Origin of the sequence: Hymenobacter sp. CRA2, assembly GCF_002007105.1 — a bacterium.
Taxonomy (GTDB): domain Bacteria; phylum Bacteroidota; class Bacteroidia; order Cytophagales; family Hymenobacteraceae; genus Solirubrum.
Genome location: NZ_MVBC01000004.1, coordinates 326,851 through 338,667 on the forward strand (window position 1 = coordinate 326,851; position 11,817 = coordinate 338,667).

The window sequence follows — 11,817 nt, forward strand, 5'->3', positions numbered from 1 at the left end:
ACTTCTCCAAACTACCTTTGCCGGAAGGGCTTTCCGGGGCCGCCGCAGCGGCTTCGGAAGTCGAAAAGTAGCCAAAAACCCGGCCGCCGCCAATTTTTCGGGCTGCGCCCCTGTTCTAACCGAATACCTCAACGATACGCGAAGCTTGACTTCGCGCTACGCCGCTCATGTCGCTCCCATCCGCTAACCAAGTTCGTCAGCAGTTCCTCGACTTCTTCGCTTCCAAGGGTCACCACATCGTGCCCTCGGCGCCCATCGTGGTGAAGGACGACCCCACGCTGATGTTCATCAACTCGGGCATGGCCCCGTTCAAGGACTTCTTCCTGGGCAACAAGCCCGCCCCGTACAAGCGCGTGGCTGATACGCAGAAGTGCCTGCGCGTGAGCGGAAAGCACAACGACTTGGAGGAGGTAGGCTATGACACCTACCACCACACCATGTTCGAAATGCTGGGCAACTGGTCGTTCGGCGACTACTTCAAGACCGACGCCATTGCCTGGGCCTGGGAGCTGCTGACGGAAGTGTTCAAGCTGCCCAAGGACCGCCTCTACGTGACCTACTTCGAGGGCGACCAGGCCGACGGCACCGCCGCCGACACCGAGACGCAGGAGCTGTGGCGCCAGTACACTTCGGATGACCGCATCCTGCCCGGCAACAAGAAGGACAACTTCTGGGAAATGGGTGATACCGGCCCCTGCGGCCCCTGCACCGAAATTCACGTGGATTTACGCAGCGAGGAGGAGCGGGCCCAGACACCCGGCGCTCAACTGGTGAATGCCGACCACCCGCAGGTGGTGGAAATCTGGAACAACGTGTTCATGGAGTTTGAGCGCCGCGCCGACAAGTCGCTCGTCAAGCTGCCGCAGCAGAACGTGGACACCGGCATGGGCTTCGAGCGCCTGATGATGGCCGTGTCGGGCGTGAAGTCGAACTACGACACGGACGTGTTCCAGCCGCTGATTCAGTTCATTGCCCGGGAAGCCGGCGTGCAGTACCACGGCACGGCCCCGGCTACCGTGAACGACCAGCCCGCCACCGAAAACGAGAAAACCGACATTGCGGTGCGCGTCATTGCCGACCACATCCGCACCATCGCCTTCACCATTGCCGACGGGCAGCTGCCCTCGAACGTCAAGGCCGGCTACGTCATCCGGCGCATTCTGCGCCGTGCCGTGCGCTACGCCTTCTCGTCCTTGAACCAGAAGCAGCCCTTCCTCTACAAGATCGTGCCGGTGCTGGCCGACCACATGAGCAGCATCTTCCCCGAGCTCAAGCAGCAGGAGAAGTTCGTGACCCGCGTGATTGAGGAAGAGGAAATTGCCTTCCTAAAAACCTTGGAAAATGGCTTGGGCCGATTGACTGTTTTTATGCGGCGAGCGAAGATCAGCTATTTGCTCAAAGCCACTGCAGAAGGTAAAAATAAATACGACGATTACACTGATGGTCAAGTAGGTGTAGCATACTCGGAAGCTGGTGGCAAGCCATTACAGATTTCAGGTAAAGAAGCATTTGAACTGTCAGACACTTTTGGCTTCCCTCTTGATTTGACTGCTCTTATCGCTCGAGAGCATGGTTGTACGGTGGATGAAGAAGGATTTCAGAAGGAACTTGAAATCCAGAAGGCCCGCTCGCGCAACGCCTCTGAACAGGAGCAAAGCGACTGGACTATCGTGGAGCCCTCGCAGGAGCAGCCGCGCTTCGTGGGTTACGACGCTACCACGACCGAGGCCCGCATCCTGCGCTACCGCGCCGTGACGCAGAAGGGCAAGACCGAGTACCAGCTCGTGCTCGACCAGACCCCGTTCTACGCCGAGTCGGGCGGGCAGGTGGGCGACACGGGCTACCTGCTCACGCCGCTGGCCAAGGTGCGCGTCATCGACACCAAGAAGGAAAACGACCTTATCGTGCACTACACGCTGGATCTGCCGCAGGACATCGACGCGCCGGTGGTAGCGCAGGTGGATGAGGCCCGGCGCCAACAGATTCGCAAAAACCACTCGGCCACCCACCTCATGCACGCGGCCCTGCGCCAGGTGCTCGGCACGCACGTCGCCCAGCGCGGCTCGCTCGTCAACGAAAAGCTCCTGCGCTTCGACTTCTCGCACTTCTCGAAGGTGACTGAGGAGCAGCTGCGCGAGGTGGAGCGCATCGTCAATGAGCGCATCCGCCAGCAGATTCCGCTGGGCGAGGAGCGCAGCGTGCCGCTGGAAGTGGCCAAGGAGCGCGGCGCTATGGCCCTGTTCGGCGAAAAATACGCCGACAACGTGCGCGTCATCACCTTTGGGGCCGACTACTCGGTGGAGCTCTGCGGCGGCATTCACGCCCCCAACACCGGCGAAATCGGCTTCTTCAAGATTGTGAGCGAATCGGCCGTGGGCGCCGGGGTGCGCCGCGTGGAGGCCGTGACGGCCGAGCGCGCCGAGCAGTTCGTGGACGAGCAGATGGACCTGCTGGCGCAGGTGCGCGAGCTGCTGGGCAACCCGCAACACCTGACCACCAGCATCCAGAAGCTCTCGGAGGAAACCGCCACCCTGCGCAAGCAGCTGGAGCAGGCCGAGCAGCAGCAGCTCGGGCAGCTGAAAGACCAACTGGCGGGCCAGGTGAAGCCGCTGAACGGGGTGAATTTCCTCGCCGCCAAAGTGCCCGCTCGCTCGGCCGATGGCCTCAAGACGCTGGCTTTCGGCCTGCGCCTGGTGGTGGAGAACCTGGTGCTGGTGCTCGGCGCCGACATCGACGGCAAGCCCCAGCTGGCCGTGATGCTCGACGACGAGCTGGCCAAGGGCGGTAAGCTCAACGCCTCGCAGCTGGTGCGCGAGCTGGCCAAGGAAATCCAGGGCGGCGGCGGCGGCCAGCCGTTCTTCGCCACCGCCGGCGGTAAGAACGCGGCCGGGCTCGATGCGGCCATCAGCAAGGCCGAAGGCCTGGTGAGTGGGCTGCTGGGGTAAGCGGCTGGCTGATTCTGAACGAATGAGCAACGGCTCCGGGTGGCAACGTCCGGGGCCGTTGGCGTTTGCGGGCCAGCCGAATCAGGTAGAAATGCGACCCTGGCCTTGGTTAAAAGTTTGGTACAAAGGGTAAACAAGCGGTCAATCGGTGGGCGTGGCAACGCTTCCTGCTGCGCGGCGGTAGGAGTCAGAAAGGTGCGCCTTACCGGCCCCCGTAACTATTTCTATAACCAGGCCACTTAGTGTTTCGCTTGGTATTCTTCTCTAATCCATTGGATGGCTCGCGGCACCACTTCCGCTGGCCGGAGAGGCTCGTCAGGGGCTAGGGAGTGACCATAGCGTACCTGGCGGCGGTCGGCGAATACAGCCGTTGTCAGTAAGATGAGAGACCCATCGGACAAGTAAAAGCGGTTTCTGACGGTCGATACCCCGCAAGTGCCCGCCCCAAAGCTTCGGGTGTGCTTGCGGGCTTTGAAAGCCACCGCCACGGCCTCGCCCGAACTGGCCGTCAGGGTATCAGTCAGCACAGCCACTACCGGGTTGGGCGACTTCAGCGTGTAATAATTGGCCGCTTCTGCCTCTACGTCGCCGTCCGCCAAGGCCTTCCCTTTTTCGTATCGCCACGCGGTTTTGGTAGCATACGAGTCAAAGCAATAGCCGAGCGTATCTTCTCCCAAAATCGGTCCTACCCCCGCGAGCATCGGCCACATATTCCCGCCCATATTCCCGCGCAAATCCACGATCCAGCCTTTTAGTGCAGGCTTGTCCCGCTTCCTGATATGGGCTTGCACGGTGGTTATGTACTCGTTCAGCTTTTCCGGACTGCCGACAACCCAGGGGATTCGGATGTAGCCGATGTCCCCCGGAACCGGCTCGTCGGGGTATACCGGGGGCTGCTTGTCAGTGGGTTTTTGGGGCCTCTGCACCAGGCGGGCGGGCACAAACAGGCTGTGCTTTTCGCCCAGGGCCATAATGGCCGCTTCAACTGCGGGATAGGCCTGCTCAATGGTGTTGGCGCTACTGGCCTTAGCCAGCACCTGCTGCTTGAACGCTACCCAGTTGATGGCAGTCCGATTAATGGAATTGGCTTGCAGGATACTGATTACCTCCTCCAGATATTTCCGCACCGCCGGTGAGGGAGGTTTGGGTTCTGCCCTACATGAGGCCGCGACGAAGAAGAACAGGCAGAAGTAGCGTAGCCGTTTCATACGTCCAAGGTAAGACAAGCTTAGTATGCAGCTGGCTGTCCAGCCAGCCCACCACTCTGCCACCCGACCTCAGCGCCTAGTACTACCTGCTGCGCCTGCGGGCCAAAGCCCTCGAAACCGAAGCCGCCGCGCTGAAAGGGCTGCTGGCAGCCGCGACGAGCTGAGCCTTTGCGTATACTGCGCCATGAAAGTCCCTGACCTGAATCCGGAACTGAAAGCGCAGCTGGAAAAGCTGCTGTTGCCCCAAAGCCAGCTCGTCGTGGCCCCAGCCGCCCGGCCTGCGGCCACGCAGCAGCTCTCGCACTTCGGCGGCGACCCGTACTTTGAGGTCGAAGAAGCCTGGCCCATAAATCCCAATACCGGCCAGCCGCTGGAGCTGATTTTTCAGCTGGTCGACGACGGCCGGCTGGGTTGGCCCTTTCCGGCCGCGGTGGTGCAGTTTTACCTCGATTACCACGGCGAGGAAGGCGTGTACGACGACAGCGACGAGGCGCAGTACCGGTTCAAGGTTTACCCGGCTATTCGTCCCGAGCAGCAGGTGCACGTGCCGCGCCCGGCGGCCTTGCCCGTTATCGAGTACTACGCCATTACCGCGCAGCCGCGGCAGTCGTTGCCCGACGACGACGAACTGGACATGATCAGCGCCCGCACGTACGCCTTGTGTCAGCAGCTCGGGGGCGACAAGTGGCGCAGAGTCTACAACGCCGCCGTGGAGGCCGTGCTGGGCGCAGAGCCGGACCTGGGCTCCTGGGTCGGGGGCTACGCGCAGTGGCTGCAGGGAGCCTACCCCACGGGTGAGTTTCTGCTGCAATTCGACAGCAATGAGGCCTTTATGTGGGGCGACTCCGGCCTGCTGTACTTCTGCTACGAGCCGGAGGACCCCACGCAGATTTCCTTCCAGCTGCAAAGCTGCTGAGGCGCCGACGGCTGGGCTAAAGCGCGTCGCGCATCTGGCTATTCCGGCCGCTTGTGGTGTTTGACTTTCAAGGCACCGCAAGCAGCCGGAACATTTTAGAGTTAGCGTGCTAATTTTAACACCCTGCATACCGTCGGCGGTTGGTGCCGCCCCATCGGATCATTTACATAGACTTCTTTATTCAATCATGCATTTACCTATACGCCTGTTAGGGACGCTGCTGCTTGGCGCGCTGGCTGTTGGAGCTACGGCCCAGCAGCTTCCAGCCTCGGAACTCCGCACGGAAACTGAATACTACGACGCCAAACGGCAGAAATTATCTTCGGCGGAAGGTGCCGCCGTGCGGGTAGAAACGCAGTTTGCGGATAGCCTGCAGGCCATAGAAACAACCTACAACGCAGCGGGCGCCAGGGTGGTCCGCACGCCTTTTGAGCACCACCGCAAGCGAATTCAGCACGGGGTAGCAGAGCGGTGGTACGACAACGGGCAACTGCACTGGCGCGATACCTGGGTGCACGGCAAGCGCGAAGGGGAGTTGCTGGTGTATTACCCGACGGGCCAGCTCAAGCGCCGCGAAAAGTTTGTGGGCAACAAATCCAAAGGCGGTACTTGCTACGCCGCCGATGGGCGGGAGGTGCCTTACTTTGCTTTCGAGCGGATGCCCGAGATGCCCGGCGGAATGAACGCGCTGATGCAGCATCTGGGCAAAAACATGCGCTACCCCGCCGCGGCGCTGCGGGAGCGGGTGCAGGGAAAAGTGTTCGTAAGCTTCGTCGTGGATTCGCTGGGGCGGGTAACCAACCCGGTGGTCAGGCAGGGGTTACACCCGGCGCTGGACGCGGAGGCTCTCCGCGTCGTCGCCAGCCTGCCGCAGTGGCAACCCGGATGGCAAGACGACATTGCGGTCGAGGTGGTATTCACCGTGCCCATTTCATTTACCATCGCCGGCCCAGCGCCGCGCCGCTCGAAACGAACGAGCGAAGCCGATTTCTAATAAAGTCTCTTTTACTTTTTTCATTTCCAGCTTATGCGCCTTTCTACCCTGGGCCTCGCGGCCGTGCTTTCCGTCACTGGCCTGACTGCGGCCGGGCAGACGTTCACCAACCCCGGTGAGTACAACAACTACATCGTGGCCGAGCAACGGGCCATGCTCAAGAAAAACCTGCGCTACATCAGCAAAGCGGCGCACTCCGACAACGAGAAGAAAATCGATTCGAAGCGCGTGGAGTTGATCAAACAGACGGAGCTGAGCCTGAACAAGCTGGCCAAAATGCCCGCGTACAAGGACGACAAGGGCTTCAAAGAGCAAACCACGGAGGCTTTTTACCAGCTGCTGAAGGTGTACTCCGAGGACTACAAAGCCGTGGACATGCTGGCCGGCACCCGCACGGCCACCGTGGAGAACATGGAGCAGTACTTCAAGCTGCAGGAAGTGGCCGAGCACAAGCTGCAGGCCATCAACGACTCCGTGGACGCCGCCCAGCAGCGCTTTGCCCGGCGCCACGGCCTGACCATCGGCGAGGACCCCGAGGGCCGGAAGCTGGCTCAGTACATGGCGCAGGTATCGGAGGTCAATGCCTACCAGCACAAGGTGTACCTGGCCCAGTTCCGCACCGAAAAAGCCAACGCCCTGCTCTCCGACGCGCTGCGGGCCCAGGACGCAGCCAGCTTCGAGGCCGCCCGCGTGCAGCTGCAGACCGACGCCAAAGCGGCCCTGACCGACCTGGCCGCCGTGCCGGCCTTCCGCGGCAAGGACGCGCAGTACCGCGATGCGGCCAAAAACCTGGTTGCCTTTTACGCCGGGATGTGTGAAAAGCAGTTTGTGCAGATGCAGCAGCTGATGCTGCGCAAAGACCAGCTCACCAAGGCCGACGTGACGGCCATGAATACCTGCATCAATCAGCTGAACACCGGCGGGCAGAAATTCACCGAAGCCTACAACCGGGCTGGCAACGCCTTTATGGCCGCCTACATTCCGGTGATGAACGACTAGGCCCATCGGCCCCACCACTAGGGCTGTGCACCCGCCGCCTGGCTGCTGATAGCCGGGCGGCGGGTGTTATCTTTAGCCAAATCTGCGGGTATGAATCGACTTCTTCTCAGTGCTTTAATCTTGGTTTGGGCAACAGGCGCGGCGCAAGCCCAGCAAGCTGCCGCTCCGGCCAAAGGGGAGTCCGCGGGCTGCATTCACGATGCGATGGTGCGTTATTTCGACGCCGACCTGGTAGCCGTGCCGACCGCCGCCGAGGCTTACTACACCCAAATCATGCAGCCCGGCCCCGGCACGCGCCCGGCCGTCACCCAGCTTTACTTTCCCGACGGCACCCTGTACTCCGAAACCACCTACGCCAACGCCCAGCGCCGCGTGCTGCAGGGACCGGCGCGCACGTATTACCCCGGCGGGCAGCCGCGCCTGCAGTACACCAACGACGACGGGCAGATCAACGGCTACTTCCGCAGCTATTATCCCGAGGGCCAGCTGAAGCGCAACGATTTGTACGACCACGGCCGTTTGGTGAAGGGCCAGTATTTCGCGCCCGACGGCACCTTGGTGGAGCCCCACGTGCCGCTGCGCCAGAACCCCGCGTTTCCGGGCGGCGATGCGGCCCTGGTGGCCCACCTGAACCAGCACTTGGAGTACCCCCGCGAAGCCCAGCGGGAAGCCGCCGAGGGGCAGGTAATCGTCGGCTTCATCGTCACGGCCCGCGGCGACGTGGTCGATGTATACGTGCAGCACAGCGTCAGCCCGGCCCTGGATGCGGCCGCCGTAGCGGCCGTGCGCACGCTGCCGGCTTTCACCCCCGGCCGCATCGATGGCGAGCGGCAACCCATACCCATGCTGGTGCCCATCACGTTCAAAGCATCGGGCACGCTGAAGACCCTGCGGCGTTTTGGGCTGTAGGTGGTAAGCGGCTTCGGTACAGCGCTGGTATTTTCGGTTTCTTGGTTCAGCCTCCTGCCGCTCACGCGCTTAGTGCCGATGCAGTCTGCGAGTTGACCTAAAAGCCCGCCGGCGGGTTGGCGGGCCGGGGTCGGCCGTTGTAAGTTTGGGTGCCACAACCTGGAGTAGGCCGGCGCGGACCACCATGATTGAAGTTGACCTGATCAAAAAGCACGGAAAAAAAGCCCTGGGCATGGAAGAAGAACACCCCCATCCGAAGGCCTCGTGGCGGGAGCGGATACCCGAAATTCTGCTCGAAATCGGCATCATCGTGTTTGCCATCTTGCTCTCCATTCAGCTGCACAGCTGGCACGAGCACTCCCTGGAGCGCAAAACGGAGCGCAAATTCCTCACCGGCCTGCGCCAGGACCTGACCCAGGACCTGCAGGAGCTGCGCGGCGACTCGGCTTCCTACATCACGCAGATTCGGGCCTTTAATTATTTCCGCGGCCTGAATGCGCAAGCCACCGTCAACCCGGACAGCCTGAAAGCCTACGGCTGGACGCTGCGTAACTCCACCCAGTTGATTCCGAACAACTCGCGCTTCGAGGGGCTCAAGTCCGCCGGGCGGCTGGATGTTATCGAAAACGACGAGCTGCTCAACAGCATTCTGGACTATTACCAGGAGCAGATTCCGCACCTGACCAACAACACCGCCATTTACACGGCCTACAAGCAGCAGAACATGGTCAGCTACCTCGACGCGCACCTCAGCGCCGATCAGCGCAACCTGCCCGCCGTGCTGGCCGCCGCGCCGATGCAGAACTACCTGAACCGCGGCGACGAAATGCGCGGCATCGTGCATATCTACCACGGAGTGATGGACCACAGCCGCCAGCTCATCCGCCAAATCGACGAGCACCTGAAGTAGGAGCGGCGCTGTCAGGATAAAGCCCGGCCAGCCGGATGCGGGCTACGCTCGGGGAGTTGGCGCCGGGTGGCTGGCCGTTTGTCGAAATTGCCGGGCGGCTGTCCGGCTAAAGCGCGTACTTTCCGGCCTCATTCTCAACCTCCTTTCCCGCCGCATGACGACACTGCTTCTCATTCCGCTGGCACTGCTGGTGCTGGCTTTCCTGCTCTCGTTTGTGGTGGTGCAGCAGGGCACCGTGGCCGTGGTTACGGCCTTCGGCAAGTACCGCCGCGTGATGCGTCCGGGCCTGAACATCAAGCTGCCCTTTATTGAGTTCATCTACAAGCGCATCAGCATCCAGAACCGCTCCCTGGAGCTGCAGTTCCAGGCCATTACCATCGACCAGGCCAACGTGAACTTCAAGGCCATGCTGGTGTACGCGGTGCTCAACCAGGAAGAAGAGTCCATCAAGAACGTGGCCTTCAAGTTCGTGGACGAGGTCAGCCTGATGCAGGCCCTGATCCGGACGGTGGAAGGCAGTATCCGCGCTTTCGTGGCCACGCAGCGGCAGGCGGCGGTGCTCAGCCTGCGCGGCGAAATCGTGGCGCACGTCAAGGACCAGCTCGACCAGACGCTGGAAAGCTGGGGTTACCACCTCATCGACTTGCAGCTCAACGATATTGCCTTCGACGAGGAAATCATGCGCTCCATGGCCAAGGTGGTGGCTTCGAACAACCTGCGCGCCGCCGCCGAAAACGAAGGCCAGGCCCTGCTCATCACCAAAACCAAGGCCGCCGAAGCAGAGGGCAATGCCATCAAGATTGCCGCCGAAGCCGAGAAAGTGGCCGCCCAGCTGCGCGGCCAGGGCGTGGCGCTGTTCCGCGAAGAAGTCACCAAGGGTATGGCCCACGCCGTGCAGGAACTGACGGAAAACAACCTGGACCCCTCACTGGTGTACTTCTCCATGTGGACCGAAGCCATCAAGCACTTCGCCGAGCAGGGCCAGGGCAACGTCATTTTCCTCGACGGCTCCAACGAGGGCATGCAGAAAAGCATTCAGCAGCTGATGGCCATGCAGCAGCTGCCGCCTCGCCAGTAAGCAGGGCCGCGCCGCCGGTGGCGCTGCACCCGCTTGTACCAGGGCCGCACTTCCCGCCAACGGAAGTGCGGCCCTTGCGTTTATAGGCCGAGTCTCCACCTGTGTGCCTATGCGTCTTTCCTACTTGCTGAGTGTGTTGGGCGGCCTGTCGGCCGGGCCGCTGCTGGCCCAGCAGCCCCCCAACCTGCCCGTCGTGGCCATCCTGGACGAATTGCAGGCCAAGCCCGCCGCCTTGCGCTACTACGACCAGTGGTGGGCGCCGCTGCCCTCGGCCCAGGGCGCGGCCTGCTACGACGTTATCCAGCGCAAGGACAGCGCCGACGTCAGCTGGCACGTGCGGCGCTACGACCTGAGTACTGGCCGGCCGCTGCTGGATCTGGGTTTTAGTGGAGCCCTGCCCTGGGGCCAGCCCGAGGGGCCCAGCCGGCAATGGTACCCGAGCGGCCAGCTGCGCGAAACGATAACCTTCCGCAAAGGGGCCGCCGAGGGCCGGCAGCTGACGTTTTACCCCGACGGCAAGCCCCGCCGCACCGTGGACTACGCCCGGCAGAAAGCCGTGCGCGGCGAGTGTTTCGATGCGGCCGGGCTGCCCATCGACTGCCCGCCTTACCACACCTTTGCGCAGCTGCGCCGCCCCAATGACCGCAGCAGCGCCGACGTGCTGGCCCAGCTCACCCACGACTACCCGCAATACCTGCCCGCCGGCTACAACCGCGCCGAGCGGGCCGTGGTGTACTTCGCGTTTTACGTCGATACGCTGGGTCGCGCCACTGCTCCGCGCATCCTGCGCGGCGACGACCCGGCCCTGAACGCGGCCGTGCTGGAGGCCATCCGCCACCTGCCCGCCTTCGAGCCGGCCCGCCAGGAAGGCCAGCTCACCCACGACCCCATCGAAGGCTTCGTGCTCTATACCTCGGCCGTGGCCCGGCGCCGCAAGCCGTAGGGGAGTGGCTGGAGTGCCGGCGGCCCCTTATCTTGGCCGCATGGCTACACTTCGACTCATCGGCAGGCTGACGACACGCGCGAGTATCCTCACCGGGGCCCTGGGCCTGCTGACCGCTGCCGCCGCGCACGCGCAGGCCAAGGTCATTACCGCGCCCGATCAGCTGGAAGGCCAGCGCGTGGCCGTGCGCTACCTCGACCGTCACCTCGTGCCGCTGCCCTCGGCCCAGGGCGCCTATGCCTACGACGTGCTGCGCCGCGCCGACAGCCTCGGCGTGCACTGGCGCGTGCGGCGCTTCACCGTGCAGGGCCACCAGCCGCTGCTCGACGCGGGCTTCAGCAGCGACCTGCCCTGGGTGACGCCCCACGCCCGCAGCCGCGAGTGGTACTCCGGCGGGCAGCTGAAGGAAGACGTGAGCTACCGCCTCGGCAAGCCCGACGGCCCCATGAAAACCTACTACCCCGACGGCAAGCTGCGCCGCGACCAGCAGAACAAGGCCGGCACGGTGGTGAAAAGCGAGTGTTTCGGCCCCGGTGGGCAGGCTCTGGACGAATGCCCCGCGTACCAGACGGCGGCCAGGCTGCCAGGCAAGGGCGCCGGGCAAGCTGCAGTTTTCCAGGCCATGCAGCGGCAGTTCGCGCAGTTTTTGCCCAAGGGCTACGTGCGCGCCACCGATGCCGTGGTGCACGTGGCGTTCCTGGTCGATAGCCTGGGCTACGTGCGCAACCCGCGCGTGCTGGCCTCCGACGACGCAGCCCTGAGCCCCGCCGCGCTGGAAACCGTGCGTAAGCTGCCCCGCCTGACGCCCGCCACCGAGGAAGGCCAGCCGGTGAACACCGTCATGGAAGGCGACTTTTTCTATTATCCCACCCGTCGTTCGGCCTCCGCGGCCAACGCCGACGAGTAGGCCTCCGC

At 62.9% G+C, this 11,817-nt stretch carries 10 protein-coding genes; 9 read left to right on the plus strand and 1 reads right to left on the minus strand.

The features are described 5' to 3' along the window. Positions 1-167: 167 nt before the first annotated feature. Positions 168-2,945 carry an alanine--tRNA ligase gene (alaS, locus tag B0919_RS09390; protein ID WP_078011973.1) on the plus strand — a complete coding sequence of 926 codons (2,778 nt, stop codon included), beginning with the start codon at positions 168-170 and terminating at the stop codon, positions 2,943-2,945. Positions 2,946-3,184: 239 nt separating this feature from the next. Here alaS and B0919_RS09395 read toward each other — a convergent pair whose 3' ends face one another. Continuing rightward, the gene (locus tag B0919_RS09395) at positions 3,185-4,153 is read right to left on the minus strand and encodes a S41 family peptidase (protein ID WP_078011974.1); all 969 of its coding nucleotides are present in this window, start codon (positions 4,151-4,153) and stop codon (positions 3,185-3,187) included. A gap of 184 nt (positions 4,154-4,337) precedes the next feature. On the opposite strand from B0919_RS09395, the gene B0919_RS09400 reads away from it, so the two are divergent. The 8 genes from B0919_RS09400 (at position 4,338) to B0919_RS09435 (ending at position 11,809) form a co-directional block, all read left to right on the plus strand. Further along, a complete protein-coding gene (locus tag B0919_RS09400; protein ID WP_176132954.1) occupies positions 4,338-5,069 on the plus strand; it encodes a DUF1963 domain-containing protein in 732 nt (243 codons plus the stop codon). Between the two features lie 187 nt (positions 5,070-5,256). After that, entirely contained in the window at positions 5,257-6,063 is an 807-nt protein-coding gene (locus B0919_RS09405; RefSeq protein WP_078011976.1) for an energy transducer TonB, read from the plus strand. A gap of 33 nt (positions 6,064-6,096) precedes the next feature. Beyond that, complete coding sequence (locus B0919_RS09410; RefSeq protein WP_078011977.1) at positions 6,097-7,062, plus strand: hypothetical protein; 966 nt, start codon at positions 6,097-6,099, stop codon at positions 7,060-7,062. 90 nt (positions 7,063-7,152) lie between these two features. Next, positions 7,153-7,971, plus strand: coding sequence for a TonB family protein (locus tag B0919_RS09415; RefSeq protein WP_078011978.1), 819 nt, complete (start codon positions 7,153-7,155; stop codon positions 7,969-7,971). A 184-nt stretch (positions 7,972-8,155) separates the two neighbouring features. Further along, a complete protein-coding gene (locus B0919_RS09420) occupies positions 8,156-8,881 on the plus strand; it encodes a hypothetical protein (RefSeq protein ID WP_078011979.1) in 726 nt (241 codons plus the stop codon). Between the two features lie 154 nt (positions 8,882-9,035). Further along, positions 9,036-9,959, plus strand: a complete 924-nt coding sequence (locus tag B0919_RS09425; RefSeq protein ID WP_078011980.1) for an SPFH domain-containing protein — start codon at positions 9,036-9,038, stop codon at positions 9,957-9,959. A gap of 109 nt (positions 9,960-10,068) precedes the next feature. Beyond that, positions 10,069-10,902 carry a hypothetical protein gene (locus B0919_RS09430; protein WP_139362019.1) on the plus strand — a complete coding sequence of 278 codons (834 nt, stop codon included), beginning with the start codon at positions 10,069-10,071 and terminating at the stop codon, positions 10,900-10,902. A 40-nt stretch (positions 10,903-10,942) separates the two neighbouring features. After that, positions 10,943-11,809 carry an energy transducer TonB gene (locus B0919_RS09435; RefSeq protein WP_078011982.1) on the plus strand — a complete coding sequence of 289 codons (867 nt, stop codon included), beginning with the start codon at positions 10,943-10,945 and terminating at the stop codon, positions 11,807-11,809. Positions 11,810-11,817: the final 8 nt, after the last annotated feature.